Origin of the sequence: Thiocapsa sp. C2-2m (assembly GCF_041903745.1) — a bacterium.
GTDB classification, from domain to species: Bacteria; Pseudomonadota; Gammaproteobacteria; order Chromatiales; family Chromatiaceae; genus Thiocapsa; species Thiocapsa roseilacustris.
Genome location: NZ_JBBWVD010000005.1, coordinates 20,997 through 38,894 on the forward strand (window position 1 = coordinate 20,997; position 17,898 = coordinate 38,894).

18 protein-coding genes and 2 pseudogenes are annotated in these 17,898 nt (G+C 64.6%); 15 read left to right on the top strand and 5 right to left on the bottom strand.

Annotated features, from left to right (window positions below; translation table 11 throughout):
• The first annotated feature begins 112 nt into the window (after positions 1-112).
• From AADX97_RS04940 to AADX97_RS04985, 10 genes and pseudogenes are all read left to right on the top strand, one after another.
• The gene (locus tag AADX97_RS04940; RefSeq protein WP_374232297.1) at positions 113-607 is read left to right on the top strand and encodes a hypothetical protein; all 495 of its coding nucleotides are present in this window, start codon (positions 113-115) and stop codon (positions 605-607) included.
• A complete protein-coding gene (locus AADX97_RS04945) occupies positions 600-1,829 on the top strand; it encodes an HlyD family secretion protein (protein ID WP_374232298.1) in 1,230 nt (409 codons plus the stop codon). Before AADX97_RS04940 ends, AADX97_RS04945 begins: the two co-directional genes overlap by 8 nt.
• 120 nt (positions 1,830-1,949) lie before the next feature.
• Positions 1,950-2,669, top strand: a pseudogene (locus tag AADX97_RS04950) (alpha/beta hydrolase); the annotation flags it as partial.
• Between the two features lie 133 nt (positions 2,670-2,802).
• Complete coding sequence (locus AADX97_RS04955; protein ID WP_374232299.1) at positions 2,803-3,267, top strand: nuclear transport factor 2 family protein; 465 nt, start codon at positions 2,803-2,805, stop codon at positions 3,265-3,267.
• Positions 3,268-3,286: 19 nt separating this feature from the next.
• A complete protein-coding gene (locus AADX97_RS04960; protein ID WP_374232300.1) occupies positions 3,287-3,571 on the top strand; it encodes a hypothetical protein in 285 nt (94 codons plus the stop codon).
• Positions 3,572-3,667: 96 nt separating this feature from the next.
• A complete protein-coding gene (locus AADX97_RS04965) occupies positions 3,668-4,486 on the top strand; it encodes a hypothetical protein (RefSeq protein WP_374232301.1) in 819 nt (272 codons plus the stop codon).
• A gap of 6 nt (positions 4,487-4,492) precedes the next feature.
• The gene (locus AADX97_RS04970; RefSeq protein ID WP_374232302.1) at positions 4,493-5,626 is read left to right on the top strand and encodes a radical SAM protein; all 1,134 of its coding nucleotides are present in this window, start codon (positions 4,493-4,495) and stop codon (positions 5,624-5,626) included.
• A gap of 159 nt (positions 5,627-5,785) precedes the next feature.
• Positions 5,786-6,220, top strand: coding sequence for a DUF1538 family protein (locus AADX97_RS04975; RefSeq protein ID WP_374232303.1), 435 nt, complete (start codon positions 5,786-5,788; stop codon positions 6,218-6,220).
• Positions 6,217-6,591: a P-II family nitrogen regulator gene (locus AADX97_RS04980; protein ID WP_374232304.1), complete on the top strand. Its 375-nt coding sequence runs from the start codon at positions 6,217-6,219 to the stop codon at positions 6,589-6,591. The genes AADX97_RS04975 and AADX97_RS04980 overlap by 4 nt, the downstream gene beginning before the upstream one ends.
• On the top strand, positions 6,588-6,902 hold the full coding sequence (locus AADX97_RS04985) for a hypothetical protein (protein ID WP_374232305.1): 315 nt from the start codon (positions 6,588-6,590) through the stop codon (positions 6,900-6,902). Before AADX97_RS04980 ends, AADX97_RS04985 begins: the two co-directional genes overlap by 4 nt.
• Before the next feature lie 89 nt (positions 6,903-6,991).
• Here the strand turns inward: AADX97_RS04985 and AADX97_RS04990 are convergent, their stop codons facing one another.
• A complete protein-coding gene (locus tag AADX97_RS04990; RefSeq protein WP_374232306.1) occupies positions 6,992-7,558 on the bottom strand; it encodes a Uma2 family endonuclease in 567 nt (188 codons plus the stop codon).
• A gap of 265 nt (positions 7,559-7,823) precedes the next feature.
• Here AADX97_RS04990 and AADX97_RS04995 point away from each other — a divergent pair, with 265 nt between their 5' ends.
• From AADX97_RS04995 to AADX97_RS05015, 5 genes and pseudogenes are all read left to right on the top strand, one after another.
• Positions 7,824-8,351: a hypothetical protein gene (locus AADX97_RS04995; RefSeq protein ID WP_374232307.1), complete on the top strand. Its 528-nt coding sequence runs from the start codon at positions 7,824-7,826 to the stop codon at positions 8,349-8,351.
• A gap of 262 nt (positions 8,352-8,613) precedes the next feature.
• Positions 8,614-9,894, top strand: coding sequence for a hypothetical protein (locus AADX97_RS05000; RefSeq protein WP_374232308.1), 1,281 nt, complete (start codon positions 8,614-8,616; stop codon positions 9,892-9,894).
• 263 nt (positions 9,895-10,157) lie between these two features.
• Positions 10,158-12,213 (top strand): annotated as a pseudogene (locus AADX97_RS05005) (phosphoketolase); the annotation flags it as partial.
• Positions 12,214-12,408: 195 nt separating this feature from the next.
• Positions 12,409-14,910 (top strand): glycogen/starch/alpha-glucan phosphorylase, encoded by a 2,502-nt coding sequence (locus AADX97_RS05010; RefSeq protein ID WP_374232309.1) that lies wholly within the window; start codon positions 12,409-12,411, stop codon positions 14,908-14,910.
• A gap of 13 nt (positions 14,911-14,923) precedes the next feature.
• Positions 14,924-16,000 carry an AI-2E family transporter gene (locus tag AADX97_RS05015; RefSeq protein WP_374232310.1) on the top strand — a complete coding sequence of 359 codons (1,077 nt, stop codon included), beginning with the start codon at positions 14,924-14,926 and terminating at the stop codon, positions 15,998-16,000.
• A gap of 223 nt (positions 16,001-16,223) precedes the next feature.
• Here the strand turns inward: AADX97_RS05015 and AADX97_RS05020 are convergent, their stop codons facing one another.
• The 4 genes from AADX97_RS05020 to ppk2 all read right to left on the bottom strand — a co-directional run bounded on the left by AADX97_RS05020 (position 16,224) and on the right by ppk2 (position 17,880).
• Complete coding sequence (locus tag AADX97_RS05020) at positions 16,224-16,556, bottom strand: DUF5615 family PIN-like protein (protein ID WP_374232311.1); 333 nt, start codon at positions 16,554-16,556, stop codon at positions 16,224-16,226.
• Positions 16,553-16,780, bottom strand: coding sequence for a DUF433 domain-containing protein (locus AADX97_RS05025; protein ID WP_374232312.1), 228 nt, complete (start codon positions 16,778-16,780; stop codon positions 16,553-16,555). The genes AADX97_RS05020 and AADX97_RS05025 overlap by 4 nt, the downstream gene beginning before the upstream one ends.
• Positions 16,777-16,980, bottom strand: a complete 204-nt coding sequence (locus AADX97_RS05030; RefSeq protein ID WP_374232447.1) for a hypothetical protein — start codon at positions 16,978-16,980, stop codon at positions 16,777-16,779. The genes AADX97_RS05025 and AADX97_RS05030 overlap by 4 nt, the downstream gene beginning before the upstream one ends.
• A 69-nt stretch (positions 16,981-17,049) precedes the next feature.
• Positions 17,050-17,880: a polyphosphate kinase 2 gene (gene ppk2, locus AADX97_RS05035; protein WP_374232313.1), complete on the bottom strand. Its 831-nt coding sequence runs from the start codon at positions 17,878-17,880 to the stop codon at positions 17,050-17,052.
• Positions 17,881-17,898: the final 18 nt, after the last annotated feature.

The window sequence follows — 17,898 nt, forward strand, 5'->3', positions numbered from 1 at the left end:
CGTCAAAACTGCCGGGGCCGATCCATCCAAGAACAGCGCATACCGCACCGGGCGCCGTTTAATCCTCGGTGACGATAAAGACTCGCTCTAAACGTCTGCAGGAGAATCCACCATGGCGGAGCCGATCCACCCGGCCGCGATCCACCACTTACCGCCCTTCGTCACCGCGCCGGGACAGACCGACGTCCTGCTCGTGGCCATGGCGATCTTTTTGTTGATCGCCGTCGTCGGCATCGGCATCTTTTACTTCAAGCTCCACGCCCTGCCGGAGCAGATGGCCCATCGCGGCCAGAAGATCCAGTTCGAGATCGTCGCGGTGCTCGCCCTACTCGCGCTCTTCACCCACAACCACGCGTTCTGGATCGCCGGGCTGCTGCTCGCTCTCGTGCCGCTGCCGGATTTCACCACGCCGCTGTCATCGATCGCCACCTCGCTGGAGCGCATCGCCGGGAGGCCCGATCCAGCGCCGTCGCCCGCGAGCGCGGCGGCATCCCCGACAGTTTCGCCCCGGGCGGACCGACCGCCGTCATCGGCACCTGAACCGGCTGCATCGGCTGCGACCGGCGGCGCCTCGACGGCGCAAACCGGGGGCGTCAGCCATGCTTGAGCTCCTGCTCTGCTCGACATTCACGATCCTGCCCGACTTCCTTTACCGCCACTTCGTTCAGGGTAAGCGGCTCGGGCGCGAGATCACCTTATTCTCGGTCTGGTACGAGCTGCGCTGGGGGATCACGCTGTGCCTGATCCTGACCGTGAGTCTGATCACGGCCGTGTTCTACTTTCACCCCTCGACCAAATCCGCCTCCTCGGTGTTCCGAACCGTAACCATCCTGCCGGAGACGAACGGGCGGGTCGCCGAAACCTTTGTCGAGATCAACCAACGGGTGGAGGAAGGGCAACCCCTGTTCCGGCTCGACAGCACGGCGCAGGAAGCGGCCCTGGAGACGACCAAGCGTAAGATCGCGGAGATCGACGCCGCCATGGTGACGGCGCAATCCCAGCTCGCGGAAGCGGAGGGGCGCATCGTCCAGGCGCGCGGGGCGCTCGATCAGGCCAACGACGAGCTCGCCCGCAGAACGGAGGTGCAAGAGCGCAGCCCCGGCTCGATCGCCGAGGCCGAGGTCGAGCGGATAAGGGTGCAGGTCCAGACGGCGCAGGGCGCCCTCGACGCGGCCCTGGCGAGCCGCGACACCGTCGTCGCGCAGATGGAGTTTCAGCTCCCGGCCGAAAAGGCGAGCGCCGAGGCGGCGCTGCGCGAGGCCGAGGTCGCTCTGAGCAAGACGCTGGTGGTGGCCGGGACGCACGGGATGTTGCAGCAGTTCGCGCTGCGCCCCGGCGACATCGTCAATCCGATGCTTCGCCCGGCCGGCATCCTGGTGCCGGATCGCTCGGCCGTATTTCTCATGGCCGGCTTCGGTCAGATCGAATCGCAGGTCATCAAGGAGGGCATGATCGGCGAGGTCACCTGCATGGCCATGCCCTGGCAGATCGTCCCGACGGTGGTCACCGAGGTTCAGCCCGTCATCGCCTCGGGCCAGGTGAAGCCGACCGATACCCTGGTCGATGTGCAGCAGATGGGGCGCCCCGGCAGCATTACCGTCATCATGGAACCGCTCTACGCCGGCCAGCTCGACAGCCTGCCCCAGGGCGGCAACTGTATTGCCAACCTCTACACCAACAACCACGAGGCTCTACAAGACCCGGACATCGGCTTTTGGCACAGCTTGGGACTCCACGCGATCGACACCGTCGGACTGGTGCATGCCATCATCCTGCGTCTCCAGGCGCTGGTGATCCCGTTCCAGGTCCTGGTCTTCAGCGGACATTGACCGTGCGAGACCTCGATTTTCTGCAGCAGGTTGCCGAGTCATCGCGACGGCATCCCATTCGAGACCTCATGAAAACGGCCAGGAACGGGCCAAGCGCATCGCCTTCGGCTCGGCCGGGAGCAGGTGTGCGCCTTCTTCACCTGGCCCGCCTCCACCACCGGCAACTTCCTGACCTCCTACACCACCACCACCGAGTCCGGGGACTTCGCGGTGGAGCACCTGAAGAAGAGCATCCGCATGCTCGCCACCACGCCCGGTGTGGAAGGCGTGCAGATCCTCGCGCACAGCCGCGGCACGGCGGTGACGCTCAAGGCCGTGCGGGAGCTAGGGCTCAAGGCCATCTCCGCCGGCAAAGAAGCCGCCGACCTCTACAAGATCGACAACCTGGTGCTGCTCTCGCCCGACATCGACATCGACATCGCCGCCCAGCAGATCACCGGCTTTGTCTCCGACCCCGACCTGGTCACGGTCTGGCCCGAGGCAAGGCTGCCGCGGGTGCTGAAGGGCCGGTTGACCATCTATGCGTCGCCCGAGGACCGAGCGCTCCGAGTCTCGCAGATCCTGTTCCGCAGCCGGACCCGGGTCGGTCAGATGCGGCCCGAGGACATCCCCGAGGAGGCCCAGCGTTACATGTCGGAGATAGGACGGTTGGATCTGATCACCTACGAGGGCAAACGTACCGATGCCTTCGGTCACTCCTACTTCACCAGCAACCCGCAGGTCAGCTCGGACTTGATTCAGTTGATCCGTTACGGAAAGAAGCCGGGGGAGCCCGGGCGGCAGCTCATCCGCACGGGGCCCATCACCTGGAGGTTCCCTGTCGAGCCGGTTGGATCTTGAACATGCCCGCACTTCGCGGGGACGCGGTTTAACGCCATCGGATCCACGGAAGTGCTAAGGTTATTATGCAAGTTCGATAGCCATCCGGCGCCTGTTGCACGACAGGCGCTTCATCGACCCGGAGGTACAAGGCATGATTTCGAAACCTTTCTTCATCGCAACGGCGCTGACCCTGGTCTGCGCATCCGCCGTCGCGGCATCCGAGCCGGAAGCCGAGATGCGCGAGGTGCTGTCGGCGCATGAACAGGCGCTCGGCAACCACGACATCGATGCCCTGATGGGCCTTTACGCCCCCGGCGAGGAGACCGTGGTGATGGGCACCACGCCGCCCGAGCGCTGGGTTGGCAAGGCACAGATCGCAGACGCCTATCGGCATTTCTTCGCGGACTTCGACGCCGGAACCCTGGAACGCGATTGTCCCTGGATGCAGATCGAAGTCAACGGTGATGTCGGCTGGATCACCGCCAACTGCGAATACACGGATTCGCTCAAGGGTGAGTCCCGCAGCTTCGCCCTGAACATCACGGTGGTGATGCAGAATCTGGACGGCGCCTGGAAGCTTCGGACCATGCACTTCTCCAATCCAACAGCACCCTGAGACACATTCGGAGGACGACATGAACGATAAACTCGAAACCCGTTCCGAACAGGAGCCGCCTGCACTCGACGCGGAGCAACGCAGTCGGCGCGACTTCCTGCTCGGACTGGGCCGCTGGTCGAAGGTGGTGATCGGCGCCGCGGTCTTGGGCGGACTCGCCGTGCCGGGGAACGATGCCCGGGCCGGGGCCTGGGTCAACCGCCGCGGTGGCGTTGTCCGTGGCGGCGGCGCTTGGGTCAACGGCACCGGTGGCGGCGGGAGCTGGGTCAATCGCCGCGGTGTCGGCGGCTGGATCAATGGCTGATCGATCCATCGCAATCGGCTGGTCCGAGCGGCCCTGGCGGCTTGGACCGGTCATTCGCCGATGAACCGCCCGTGCGGCGCGAGGAGGCAGGCAAGCGTGCCGGATGCGTCATCCACCACCCAAGAACAGCCCGTGACGCCCGTCTTCATTCTCCCGGGCGCGCTGTTCGCAACCTTCCCCGACCGTCCGGCGATCCTGCGCACCTGCGACCCGGCTGAGCCGCGAGCCCTGTTCGGTTCGGAGACGCCCGAAAATTTAGCCTTCATCCAGCTCACCGGTCTGGCGGGCGACCTAACGCCGCTCGCCGACTGGGGGGACGGGGTTCCGCTGGATCTGCTCATGGGCGATCCGGTGGTGGAGCTGCCGTTGCTCTATCGCTGCACGGGACTGTCGGTACGCCATCCGGTCCGGGTGACCGTCCCCTATCGCCCCGGTCTCGCCCGGGCCGTCAAACTGGCGCTGTCGCTCGGCTTCAGCGTGCGTCTGCACGGCCATCAACCGAGCCCCGAAGCGGTCGCGGAGGCCCGGCAGGCCCTCGCCGAATACCTGCACAACCCCACCGTGTCCCAGCCGGTCGAGCCCTTTCATACCCTGCTGATCGCGTTCCTTCAGGACACACCGGTCGCGCTCTGGTCACTGCTGGAGCGGGACCCGGCAGAGGTGCGCGTGCTCGACGAACGGGGTGAGCAGGCGCCGGGCCAAGGTCCGGATTCCGTGGCCGCCTTCCGGGACGCGCTGCTTGCGGCCGGTGGCGAGTGCTGCGGCTGCCCCTACCTGTCACGCTGTGACGGTTATTTCAAATGGCCGCGCAGCGACTATTCCTGCATCGGGGTAAAACGCCTCTTCGCCGAAGTCGAGACCGCCGCCGACGCATTACGGGCAGACCTCGCCGCCCACACGACCCCGGAGGACTGATCCGTTATGCGCGCTCGGACGTTCTCCCTGATCCTCCTGCCGACGCTTCAGTGCAATGCCGATTGCGACTACTGCTTCGAGGACAAAACCGATGACCGCCTGTCGTTGGCGCGTCTTGAGATCCTGATCGACAAGGTGCTGGATTATCTCGTCGCCAAGGCCGTCGGGGCACTGACGATTCACTGGCAGGGCGGCGAGGTCATGACCCTGTCGCCGGCCTGGTTCGACGCGGCCCATCGTCTGATCGGCACCGTCGCCGCCGAGCGCGGGGTGGTCGTCACACATGGTCTCCAGACCAATATGATCGGCTACGGCCCGCGCTGGAACGAGTTGATCCGCGAGATGTTCGACAATCAGGTCGGCACATCCGTGGACTATCCGAACCTCTATCGACACCGGCACGGCAAAGACGCCGCCGACTACGACAGGATTCTGACCCGGAACATCCGGCAGGCACGCGCGGCCGGGATCGAGGTGCGGGCCATTGCGGTACCGAACGCACAGACGCTTGCGATCGGTGCGGAGCGCTTCTACGGCTATTTCGTCGACACCCTCGGTATCCGTAGCTTCCAGGTCAATACCCCCTTCCCCGGCGGCAGTCCCAACGCCGCCAAGCGCGATCTGTCGCTCGACAGTGCGGCGCTGACCGGATTCTTCGTCGATCTGGCCGAGGTCTGGCTGGCGCGCGGCGATCGAGACGGCGTGCGCGTCGGTCCGTTCGACGAACTGCTGAGCGTCTTTCTCGATGCCCCGTCGGTCCTCCCCTGCATCTGGACCGACGACTGCGCCAACCACATCCTCTGCATCGACGCCCGCGGCAACGTCGCCCAGTGCGACTGCTGGGTGGCGAGCTATCCGGACTATTGGTTCGGCAACCTCTTCGAGGCCGACAGTCTCGACAGCCTGCTCGCCGAGAATCCGGTGCGCGAGCGTTTCCACCGGCGTCCGATGGCCTTGGTCACGCGCGACTGCATCGACTGCGACTATCTGGCCCTCTGTCATGGCGGCTGCCCGGTGCGGACCTTCTCGGTCCAAGGCACCCTATTCGAGAAAGACCCGCACTGCGAGCTCTATCGATCCCTGTTCGGGCGCATGGCCGCTGCCGCCGCGCGACTGGCGCGGGATGCACCACGGCGATGATCCAGGGGTCGCATGAGGCCTGCCGGCCTCTCTCAACGCGTGCTCTCGAGCACAGCCATCATCCGGAGCTACGCCAGCAGTACCTGAAGATCTGAGATCTGCTCCGCAATCTCGCCCGAGCAGGCGCCCTATCTCTGGGCGCTGCTCAACGAATGGACGATGGCCTTGGTGTTCGTGATCGGCGCGAGCGTCGGACTCGCCGCGGTGGCGGGCACCCTGCGCTTCCTGCACGGATGGAGCCTAAAGCCGCTGATCTACGCCTCGCTGGTGCCGGTGATCGGCCTGACGCTGTATGCCTCGGCCGATCCCGAGCTGGCCACGGTGCTCGGGCTGGCCTGGGATGCCGGCGCCGTGACCACAGGCCCGGTCACCGTGCCGCTGGTGCTGGCGCACGGCATCGGCATCGCGGCCGCCGCCGGCAAGGCCGATTCGGGTCTCTCCGGCTTCGGTATCGTGACACTGGCCTCGCTGTTTCCGATCATCCGCGTCCTGCTGACGGGGCTGTGGGCGCGCATGCAAACCGGCCGGCAGGAACGGACCGCCAGCGGCCAAGCAGCAATCCATCATGAGCAAGAGGTCCAGGCACTGGTATGAAAGACGACAAGATCACCTATTTGACGGACGTGGCGCTGATCACCTGCATCGTCTCCACCGGGCGCGGCGATGCGGTCATCGAGGCCGCCCGGGCCATGGGAGCGGCTGGTGCGCTGGTCTACCATGCCCGGGGCATCGGCCCGCGGGAACGGCTCGGGCTACTCGGTATCGCGATCGAGGCGGAGAAGGATGTGGTCAGCATCCTGGTTGCCACCGATTCTCAGGACGTTGTCTTCGAGGCGGTCTACCGCGCCGCGGATCTCCATGTTCCCGGCGCGGGTATGGCCTACATCACGCCGGTCGAGCGGATGGCCACCTATATTCCGCGCGAGGTTCTGACAACGCTTGCGGGCCAAAGGGACATGCCATGAGCCCGGTCCAAGCAGCCCGGCAGGTTCCGGGCCAGCCGGCCAAACTCATCTCCTGCATCCTGCCGGACGACGGCACCGAGCGGCGGCTGCTCGCCTGGCTGCGCGAGCAGGGCATTACCCGGGCCGAGAGCATCTACTGTCGCGGACATTCCGTGCTGCGGGAGGCCGTCGCGCGAAGGGGCAAACTGCCCGAGGCGTCCCTGGTGCGGATGGTACGGGTCGTCGCCGATGGGGACGACGCGGAAGCACTCTTCGATAGCATCTACGAGCAGGCCGACATCCATCGTCCCGGCGGAGGGCCCTGTTCATGACCCCGCTGCTGTTCGCAACGCCATTCCCTTTACCGGAAGATATCCCCGACGAGCCGGGCGAGATCTGAGGCAATCTCCGTCAGTCGGGATCAATCTTCGCCCCCGAAGATATAGCGTAGGTCCATCTCGATCTCTTCGAACGGAGGGATTCTTACCCGATCAGCCGCCGCCTCGACGCCATATTCCACCGAGAAAACAACATGATACTTTCCGTCCACGAGTCGATAGGCGATCAGCGTCTTGTCTTCCGGGGAAATGATCCAGTAGTCGGGGACTCCGTGGCGCTGCAAGAGCATGAAGTGGTGAAAGAGGTCCTTCCGCTCATGCCCCGGCGAGGTAATCTCACAGACCCAATCCGGCAGGATCTCCATGACGCCCGTGGGCCTGCGCGGCAAGCGCTCCCGTCGCCATCCCGCCAAGTCATGGCTCGGGCACTGGGTCTCACTGTAGTTGACGCTGATCTCGGGCATGATCCACCAGCCGCCGGGACCATTCTTTCTCTTCAGAACAGCGACCTCGTCGGAGACGCCGGATTGAACCAGCGCATGATCGGAGCGGGCCATCGGCCGCTTGACGATCTCGCCGTTGATCAGCTCGACGCGCTCTTCCGGGGACCGCAGCAAGTCGTCGATCTTACAGAGCTTTTTCGCTTCCAAGGTGTGACCTCCGAGAAACCGCCTACCTCATCGGCAAGCCGGTGGGCTTGGCGCGGGCGAATCGTCGAGTTCTCTGATTCTTGCCGATCACGGCACTGTCGGCAATCACCGGAAATGGGTTCGGGCGTATATCCGGACAGACTGACACCCCAGCGAAGGGTGATCGATGCAAACGATCACGGTGGATTTTTCGGCCTTCCCGAGCGGGTGAGACTGGCGACTCCCTTCCCTTGGGATCCGCGACATTTTCCTGTGGAGTGATAAGATGAGCGATACCGTAGAACGCGGCCAACTCTACCCGCTCGGTGCCGATCCGCGTCCGGACGGCGTTAGCTTCTCGATGTACTCGGCAGACGCCACGGGCATCGAGCTGCTGTTCTTCGACGCCGTCGACGATCCGCGCCCCGCCTTGGTGATCGCGCTCGACCCTGCCCGACACCGGACCAACCACTACTGGCACTGCTTCGTGCCCGGACTTGGCCCCGGCCAGCTCTATGCCTATCGCGCCATCGGACCCCGGGCGCCGGAGCGCGGACTGCGCTTCGACCCGAACAAGCCGCTGATCGACCCCTACGGTCGTTGCGTGGCCCTGCCTTCCGGCTACGACCGCAGGGCCGCCTCCGCTCCGGGCGACAACACCGCAGTCGCCATGAAGACCGTGGTCGTGGACATCTCGGGCTACGATTGGGAAGGCGACGCGCCCCCTGCACCGCCCGTTCTCGCAGACCGTCATCTACGAGATGCATGTCGGCGGCTTCACCCGGCATCCGAGCTCCGGTATCGCCGCCCCTAAGCGTGGCACCTACGCGGGCCTGATCGAGAAGATCCCCTACCTTGTCGAACTCGGCATCACCGCCGTTGAGCTGCTGCCGGTCTTTTAGTTCGATCCCTTCGATGCGCCGCCCGGTCGGGTCAACTACTGGGGCTACGCGCCAGTCTCCTTCTTCGCACCCCACCAGGGCTACAGCTCGCGCACGGACCCGCTCGGTGCCATCGACGAGTTTCGCGACCTGGTCAAGACCCTGCACCGGGCCGGTATCGAGGTCATCCTCGACGTGGTTTACAACCACACCGCCGAGGGTGACGACCGGGGACCGACCCTCTGCTTCAAGAGCCTCAAGAACGACGCCTACTACATTCTGGAGCCCGACCGCACCCGCTACGCCAACTACACCGGCACCGGCAATACGCTGAACGGCAACCATCCGGTCGTGCGCCGAATGATCGTCGACAGCCTGAGGTACTGGGTCGAGGTCATGCATGTGGACGGCTTCCGTTTCGACCTCGCCTCGATCCTGAGCCGCGACGAACTCGGTCGGCCCTTGGCCAATCCGCCCGTGCTGTTCGACATCGAGACCGACCCGGTCCTGGCCAGCACCAAGCTGATCGCCGAGGCCTGGGACGCGGCTGGGCTCTATCAGGTCGGCGGCTTCGTCGGCGACATCTGGCAGGAATGGAACGGGCACTTCCGCGACGACGTGCGCGCCTTCGTCAAGGGCGACCGGGGCACGGTCCCGCGGCTCGCCTCCCGGCTGCTGGGAAGCCCGGACATCTTCGGTCACGAGGAGCGCGAGCCGGAGCAGAGCGTCAATTTCGTCACCTGCCACGACGGCTTCACCCTGAACGACGTGGTCTCCTACGACCGCAAGCACAACGAGGCCAACGGCGAGGACAACCGCGACGGAGCCAACGACAACCGAAGCTGGAACTGCGGCGTCGAGGGTCCGAGCGACGATCCGCAGATCGAGGCAATGCGCGCCCGGCAGATCAGGAACCTCCTGGCGCTCAACCTACTCGCGTTGGGCACACCCATGATCCTGATGGGTGACGAGGCGCGCCGCACCCAGCTCGGCAACAACAACGCCTACTGTCAGGACAACGAGATCGGCTGGCTTGATTGGACGCTTGTGGAGCGACACCGGGACCTGCAGCGGTTTGTGAAGCAACTCATCGCCCTGCGGCAACGGCGCGAGCTGTCGGCGGGTGACCATGGCCTGACCCTCAACCAGATCCTCGCCCGAGCCCGCATCGCGTGGCACGGCGTGCGCTTGGGCCAGCCGGACTGGGGCGACGAATCCCACAGCCTCGCCTGCACCCTTTGGAGCCTGAGCGAGCGATTGACGATCCATCTGATGGTGAGCGCCTACTGGGAGCCGCTGCGCTTCGAGCTGCCGCCGCCTCCCGGAGGACCGATGGCACCATGGCATCGCCTGATCGACACCGCGCTTGACGCGCCCGAGGACATCGTCCCGCCCGAGGAGGCGCGGCCCATCGCCGCCGACAGCTACGAGCTGCGACCCCGCTCCTTGGTGCTGCTGCTTGGCCAGGTCGAATGATAGGTAACGAATCCTTCACGAACAAATGAAACACGACGCAGGTAGGGTGGAACAAGCGAAGCGGTGCCACCGCGCCGCCGTCGGTGGATCCGTCGCTACGCTCCTTGATCCACCCGACGACTGCTCTTGCTGCGAGGACAGGGATGACTCGGGGCGCGTATCCGCTCCGACCGCAATGGGAGACGTTTCGACCCGAACCGAATCAAAGTTTCCGACCCCAACGATCGGTCGGGAGCATGACCGCCAACCACCAGGAGAAAGCGATGACTAACGCCCCCAGTGCTCAGCCCCTCGACGCCGATGAGCTCAAGCGCATCGACGCCTGGTGGCGTGCCTGCAACTACCTCTCGGTCGGCATGATCTACCTGCGCGACAACCCGCTTCTGAAGGAGCCTCTGGCGATCGAGCACGTCAAACACCGTCTGCTCGGTCATTGGGGCGCGAGCCCCGCGCTCTCCTTCGCCTGGGCGCATCTGAATCGCTGCATCAAGCGCGACGACCTCGATGTGATCTTCATGGCCAGTCCCGGCCACGGCGCGCCGGGCATGCTCGGCCCGACCTAACTGGAAGGCACCTACTCCGAGGTCTATCCGGACAAGAGCGAGGACGCCGATGGCCTGCAGAAATTTTTCAAACAGTTCTCCTTTCCCGGACACATCGGCTCCCACGTCACCCCCGAGACCCCCGGGTCGATCCACGCTCGAAGCACTCTTCCACGGCTACGGCTACACGCCCTAATTCGTCGAGGGCGACGACCCCGAGACCATGCACCAGCGGATGGCCGCGACCCTGGACACGGCCATCGCCGAGATCCGCCGCATCCAGTCCGAGGCGCGCCGAAGCGGCAAGGCGGAGCTGCCGAGCTGGCCGATGATCGTGCTGCGCACGCCCAAGGGCTGGACCGGACCCAAGGAGATCAACGGCCACAAAGCCGAGGGCTCCTGGCGCTCGCACCAGGTGCCCTTCTCGGACGTGCGGACCAACCCGAAACACCTGAAGCTGCTGGAAGACTGGATGCACGGCTACCGGCCCGACGAGCTGTTCGACGCCGACGGCCGGCTGGTGCCGGAGCTGCGCGAGCTGGCTCCCAGCGGCGGCCGGCGCATGAGCGCCAATCCCCATACCAACGGCGGCCTGCTGCGCCGGGATCTCAAGCTGCCGGATTTCCGTGACTACGCGGTGCAGGTGCCGGACGACCAGAAGGGTAAGGTCCTGTACGAGAACACCCGGCCGCTGGGTGAATTCCTTCGCGATGTCATGCGCAACAACATGACCAACTTCCGCCTCTTCGGTCCGGACGAGACCGCATCCAACCGTCTGCAAGCGGTCTATGAGGTGAGCAAGAAGGTCTGGATGGCGGACCTGCTGCCCGAGGACGCCGACGGCGGCGAGCTCTCCCGCGACGGGCGCGTGATGGAGATGCTCTCCGAGCACACCCTGATCGGCTGGCTGGAGGGCTATCTGCTGTCCGGGCGCCACGGCTTCTTCCACACCTACGAGGCGTTCGCCCACGTCATCGACTCGATGTTCAACCAGCACGCCAAGTGGCTGGACATCTCCAAGAACCACGTGCCCTGGCGTGCGTCGGTGGCGTCCCAGAACATCCTCCTCTCATCCACCGTCTGGCGGCAGGATCACAACGGCTTCTCGCACCAGGACCCGGGCTTCATCGATCTCGTCACCAACAAGAGCCCGAGCGTCTGCCGCGTCTATCTGCCGCCCGACGCCAACACCCTGCTTGCGGTGGCGGACCGGTGTTTGCGCTCGACCGACTGCATCAACGTCATCGTCTGCGACAAGCAGAAGCACCTGCAGTTCAGCACCATCGACGAGGCCGTCGTGCACTGCGCCAAAGGCATCGGCATCTGGGGCCGTGCCAGCAATGACGAGGGCGTCGAGCCGGACGTGGTAATGGCCTGCTGCGGCGACGTCGCCACCCAGGAGGCGCTCGCCGCGACCGCGTTGCTGCGCGAGCACTTGCCCGATCTGAAGGTCCGCTTCGTCAACGTCGTGGATCTTTACAAACTGCAGCCGGCGAGCGAGCACCCGCACGGCTCCACCGACCGAGAGTTCGACGCCCTGTTCACGACCGACAAGCCGGTGATCTTCAACTTCCACGGCTATCCTTGGTTGATCCACAAGCTCGCCTACCGGTTCAAGAACCACGAGAACATGCATGTGCGTGGCTACAAGGAACGGGGAAACATCAACACCCCGCTCGAGCTGGCCATCCTGAACCAGACCGACCGCTTCACGCTGGTCATCGATGTCATCGACTGGGTGCCGGGGCTGGCCGCGCGGGCGGCGCACCTGAAGGACTGGCGCGGTTTAGGCGGCCCAGGTGGATCTGACGAAGGCGCCCCGTTCAATCCAGCGGCGCCGAGAATCCTGAAGCCCAACCCGACATTTGCGCAAGCGTGATCCCCTGAACCTCGACCCGACCGACAACCGTCCCCGACGGCGCCCCGACCGACAGGGGCGCCTCTTCACTATCGCAAACAGAGGTTTTCGAGCATGGCCGGCAAGACCGTTGCATCCGAGAAAAAGGCCCGTGGAACCGACCCCCGCACCGGCCCGAGCGCCGAGGCCCTTCGACAGGGCGTCGTCGATCATCTACGGTATTCCCTCGGGCGCTTGGCCCGGGTCGCCGGGCCGCGGGACTACTACCGGGCGCTGGCACTGGCGGTGCGCGACCGGATGCAGCGGCGCTGGATCGCGACCAACGAGACCTACTTCGCCGCCGAGCACAAGGTCGCGGCCTACCTGTCAGCCGAGTTCCTGATGGGACCGCATCTGGGCAACAACCTGCTCAATCTCGGCATCGAGGAGGCGGCGCGCGCGGCCATGGCCGAGCTCGGCTTCGAGCTCGACGAGATCCTGGCCTGCGAGGAGGAGCCCGGACTCGGCAACGGCGGGCTCGGACGGCTCGCCGCCTGCTATCTCGAGTCACTGGCAACCCTGGAGCGCCCCGCGATCGGCTACGGCATCCGCTACGAGTTCGGCATCTTCGACCAGGAGATCCGCGACGGCTGGCAGACCGAGATCACCGACAAGTGGCTGCGTTACGGCAACCCCTGGGAGATCGCCAAACCGGAGGTGGCCTACAGCGTCAACTGGGGCGGGCACACCGAGCCCTACCGGGACGAGTCGGGCGCGACGCGCGTGCGCTGGGTGCCATTTCGGGTCGTGAAGGGCACCGCCTACGACACGCCGATCCAGGGCTATGGTGTCGACACCTGCAATACCCTGCGGCTGTGGAGCGCCGAGGCGGTCGAGTCCTTCGACTTCCAGGCCTTCAATACCGGTGACTACTACCAGGCCGTGAACGAGAAGCTGATCTCGGAGACCGTCACCAAGGTCCTCTACCCCAACGACGAGCCGGCCATCGGCAAGCGGCTGCGCCTGGCACAGCAGTACTTCTTCGTCTCCTGCTCCCTGCAGGACATGCTGCACATCCTCGATCTCGCCGGCGCGCCGATCGAAGACCTGCCGAAGCGCTTCGCGGTGCAGCTCAACGATACCCATCCCTCGATCGGTGTCGCCGAGCTGATGCGGCTGCTGATCGACGAGCGGCTGCTCGACTGGGATACGGCCTGGGCCGTCACGGTGGCGACCTTCGGCTACACCAACCATACGCTGCTGCCGGAGGCGCTCGAGACCTGGCCGCTGCCGTTGTTCGCCGAGCTGCTGCCGCGCCATCTGGAGATCATCTACGATATCAACGGTCGCTTCCTGGACGAGGTCCGGGCACGCTATCCCGAGGACGAGGCGCGTGTCGCACGCCTGTCGCTGATCGGCGAGGAGGGCGATAAACGCGTGCGTATGGCCCATCTCGCGACCGTCGGCAGTCATGCCGTCAACGGCGTCGCCGCACTGCACACCGAGCTGCTGAAGGCCAGCGTGTTGAAGGACTTTTTCGAGCTCTGGCCCGAGCGCTTCAGCAACAAGACCAACGGTGTGACGCCACGCCGGTTCCTGGCCCTGTCCAACCCGGGGCTGCGCGTGTTGCTCGACCAAAGGGTCGGCGATGGCTGGCTGACCGATCTCGGTCGCTTGAAGGGACTCGAGCCGCATGCCGATGACGCCGCCTTCCGCAAGGAGTGGCGCACCGTGAAAGAGGCCAACAAGCGGCGTCTGGCCGATTACATCCAGCAGTACACCGGCATCGCGCTCGATCCGACCTGGCTGTTCGACATCCAGGTCAAGCGCATCCACGAGTACAAGCGCCAGCATCTGAACCTGCTGCACATCGTCACGCTCTACCGCCGCCTCAAGGAGGACCCGGTGCTCGACATACCGCCGCGCGCCTTCATCTTCGGCGGCAAGGCCGCGCCCGGCTATTTCATGGCCAAGCGCATCATCAAGCTGATCAATGCCGTGGCGGAGACCATCAATGCCGACCCGGAGATCAATGACCGTCTGCGTGTCGCATTCGTCCCGAACTTCAACGTCCAGAATGCGCACCTGATCTATCCCGCCGCCGATCTCTCCGAGCAGATATCCACCGCCGGCAAGGAGGCATCGGGCACCGGCAACATGAAGTTCATGCTCAACGGCGCGCTGACCATCGGCACCTTGGACGGCGCCAACGTGGAGATGCGCGAAGAGGCCGGCGCCGAGAACTTCTTCCTGTTCGGGCTCACCGCCGACGAGGTGGAGCGAATCAAGCGCGAGGGCTATCGGCCGGCCGACCGGGTGGCCGCCGACGACGAGCTGCGCGCCGTGCTGGAGCTGATTGGCAGCGGCCGGTTCACGCGCGGCGACACCGACGTACCGCGACCCTTGGTCGAGAACCTGACCCAGTCCGATCCCTTCCTGGTGCTGGCCGACTACACCGCCTACATCGCCTGCCAGGAGCAAGTCAGCGAGGCATGGACAGACACCGAGCGTTGGACACGCATGTCGATCCTGAACACCGCCCGCGGCGGAAAGTTCTCGTCGGACCGCTCCATTCGCGAGTATTGTGACGACATCTGGGGTGTCGAGGCGGTACCGGTCAGATTGCCCGAGGACTGAGCAGGAGATCCTCGTGATCCAGCAAAGTGAGATTGTGGCCACTGCACTGGAGGCAACCGTCAGGATCGGCATCCTGATCCTGCTCGTGGCCTGGTGCTTCAGCATCATCCAGCCGTTCTTCATCCCGATCGCCTGGGGGGTGATCATCGCGGTGTCGGCTCACCCGGGTTATCTGAAGCTGCGGCGAATGTTCGGCGGGAGAAGCGGACTCGCGGCCACCACGCTCGTCATCCTCGGGATCGTCCTGCTCATGGTGCCCGCGGTGATGCTGAGCGGAACCTTGGTGGACACGGCCCAGGGACTCGCCAAGGGCTTTCAGGACGGCACCTTGGCCGTGCCGCCGCCACCGGATTCGGTGCGGAATTGGCCATTGGTCGGCGAAGGTCTGAGCACCTTCTGGTCCCAGGCATCGACGAACCTCGCGGCGACGGTCCAAAAGCTCGCGCCCCAATTGAAGGCGCTCGGTGGCTGGCTGTTGTCCACCGCGGCCGGCGCTGGCTTCGGCATCCTGCAGTTCATCGTCGCCATCATCATCGCCGGGGTGTTTCTGGCCAACGCGACGGCCTGCGGCGCATTCGCCCGCGCGCTCGCCGTTCGCTTGGCCGGCGGGCGGGGCGCGGACTTCGCGGAACTGGCCGAGGCGACGGTCCGCAGCGTCACCCGCGGGATCCTCGGGGTCGCGCTGATCCAATCCATTCTCGCCGGCATCGGCTTCATGGCCATCGGTCTACCCGGCGCAGGGCTCTGGGCTCTGCTGTGTCTGCTGCTCAGCACGGTCCAGATCGGCATCTTTCCGATCACCGTCCCGATCCTGATCTATGTCCTGGCGACGGCGGATACCGTCCCGGCGATACTTTTCCTGATCTGGAGCCTGTTCGTCGGCAGCATCGACAATGTCTTGAAGCCCATCCTGCTCGGGCGCGGCGTGCAGGTTCCGATGGCGGTGATCTTCGTCGGTGCGATCGGCGGCTTCATCACCTCGGGGATCATCGGGCTCTTCGTCGGTGCGGTCGTCCTGGTGCTGGGCTACAAGCTGTTCTTGGCCTGGCTCCATGACTTCCCTGAAAGGCCGATGGATACCGCTCGTTAGCCTGCCGAGAGGATGCACCAGGTCGAATCAGAGCGGGATGCTCACTTTCGAGTGAGTTCGACGTTTGGTGCATCCACGGCCCTTAGCAGGAACGCGGCTTAAAAGGTTATATTTTTTAATGTTTTAGACCGCAACGACTCTAACGCTCGTCAAGTCTGCCAGGGCCGATTCCATCCAAAACATCGCATACCGCGCTGGGCGCGGTTTAGCAGGGTTCAGGGGTTCAGGAGATCGCTAGAAAATCCGCGGGGGATTCCTCGATGAAGCGACGAATCATGACGAAGCGGTTGCGCAGCAGCGCGGCGCTCTCCGCGACGCTGCAATTGCCGATCCTCAACCATATGACTTTGGGGGGTGCCCCCAGAACGAGACTTCGCTGCCGGAAATCCGCGTCCTTCGAGACAATGGTGAAACCCTGCTCGGCGGCGTACAGCCAAATCTGGGTGTCCGACGCCCTTGCCATTCCGAGCTCACGGACATGGATGCATTCCGGATAGATGTCCGCGAGCAAATCGGTCAGTCGCGGAGAGAGGTTCTGGTCCAGCAGGAGTTTCACAGATTTGGCACGATCAGCAGCCGGCGATCAAAATCCGCGGCAAACGCCAGCGCGGCGAGGATGTCCGCCGCTTCGAGATCAGGGAAGTCCTCCAGAATCTCGGCCTCGGTCATCCCGGCGGCGAGGTAACCGAGGATGTCGTATACGGTGATGCGCAGCCCCCGGATACAGGGCTGTCCCGAACGCTTGTCGGGCTCGAGCGTGATGCGTTCTCGGTAACTCAAGGCGCGGCTCCACTGCGGGTATCGAAGGATTGTTTCGTCGTACGCCGCCCCGGCGTCAGCACCGATGCTAACCCTATAGACACCTTGCTGTCTGCATCCGGATCGATCTCGCAATCCAGCGCTTGCTGCATGCCGTCGCCGACGGCGTGGTTGTCGTCCTTCGCCTCGATGAGGGCGAGCGGGATGTTGGGCCTGTACACGAGGCATGTCGGCCCATCGTTCAATTCCGGTCTCGGCGCGGATGAGGGCCGATCCCGTCCTGCACCATCTCAATAGGCCGCGGGGATGATCCTGAACGGGTAGTCGGGCTCGCGATAGCCTTCGGCCTTCTGACGCTTGGGCAGCGTCACCTTTTCGCGCGGCAGCTCCTCGAACGGAACCCGGCCCAAGAGGTGGCTGATGATGTTCAGCCGCGCCCGTTTCTTGTCGTCCGAGGGGGCGACGTACCAGGGTGCCCAAGCGGTGTCGGTCGCCGCAAACATGGCATCGCGCGCCCGCGAGTAGTCGTACCAGCGGCTGTAGGACTTGAGATCCATCGGCGTGAGCTTCCAGACCTTGCGACCGTCCTCGATGCGACCTTCCAATCGGCGCGTCTGCTCCTCGGGACTAACCTCAAGCCAGTATTTGACGAGAATGATCCCGGAATCCACCATCGCACGCTCGACCAGCGGGGTCATCTGCAGAAAATGGTTTGTTTGCTCCTCGGTACAGAAGCCCATCACCCGCTCGACGCCGGCACGGTTGTACCAACTGCGATCGAAGATGACCACCTCTCCCGCCGCGGGGAAATGCCGCATGTAGCGCTGGACATACATCTGACTCTTCTCGCGCTCGGTCGGCGCAGGAAGGGCCACGACCCGGAAGACCCGCGGGCTGACCCGCTCTGTGATCGCCTTAATGGTGCCGCCCTTGCCCGCACCGTCGCGACCCTCGAAGACGATGCAGACCTTCAGTCCGTGGTGGCGGACCCACTTCTGCAGCTTGACCAGCTCGACATGCAGCTTTGCCAGCTCCTTGAGGTACTGCGTGTTCTTAAGCTTCTTGGGCGCTTCGGAAGCCGTTTGGTCTTCGGTCTTGGTGCTGCGTCTCTTGTCGCTCATGCGTGCTGCCCCCTTTGC

What these genes read in the sequence shown, in the direction of transcription:
- AADX97_RS04940 (WP_374232297.1), top strand. Translation starts at nt 113, where the DNA reads ATGGCGGAGCCGATCCACCCGGCCGCGATCCACCACTTACCGCCCTTC.
- AADX97_RS04945 (WP_374232298.1), top strand. Translation starts at nt 600, where the DNA reads ATGCTTGAGCTCCTGCTCTGCTCGACATTCACGATCCTGCCCGACTTC.
- AADX97_RS04955 (WP_374232299.1), top strand. Translation starts at nt 2,803, where the DNA reads ATGATTTCGAAACCTTTCTTCATCGCAACGGCGCTGACCCTGGTCTGC.
- AADX97_RS04960 (WP_374232300.1), top strand. Translation starts at nt 3,287, where the DNA reads ATGAACGATAAACTCGAAACCCGTTCCGAACAGGAGCCGCCTGCACTC.
- AADX97_RS04970 (WP_374232302.1), top strand. Translation starts at nt 4,493, where the DNA reads ATGCGCGCTCGGACGTTCTCCCTGATCCTCCTGCCGACGCTTCAGTGC.
- AADX97_RS04975 (WP_374232303.1), top strand. Translation starts at nt 5,786, where the DNA reads ATGGCCTTGGTGTTCGTGATCGGCGCGAGCGTCGGACTCGCCGCGGTG.
- AADX97_RS04980 (WP_374232304.1), top strand. Translation starts at nt 6,217, where the DNA reads ATGAAAGACGACAAGATCACCTATTTGACGGACGTGGCGCTGATCACC.
- AADX97_RS04985 (WP_374232305.1), top strand. Translation starts at nt 6,588, where the DNA reads ATGAGCCCGGTCCAAGCAGCCCGGCAGGTTCCGGGCCAGCCGGCCAAA.
- AADX97_RS04995 (WP_374232307.1), top strand. Translation starts at nt 7,824, where the DNA reads ATGAGCGATACCGTAGAACGCGGCCAACTCTACCCGCTCGGTGCCGAT.
- AADX97_RS05010 (WP_374232309.1), top strand. Translation starts at nt 12,409, where the DNA reads ATGGCCGGCAAGACCGTTGCATCCGAGAAAAAGGCCCGTGGAACCGAC.
- ppk2 (WP_374232313.1), bottom strand. Translation starts at nt 17,880, where the DNA reads ATGAGCGACAAGAGACGCAGCACCAAGACCGAAGACCAAACGGCTTCC.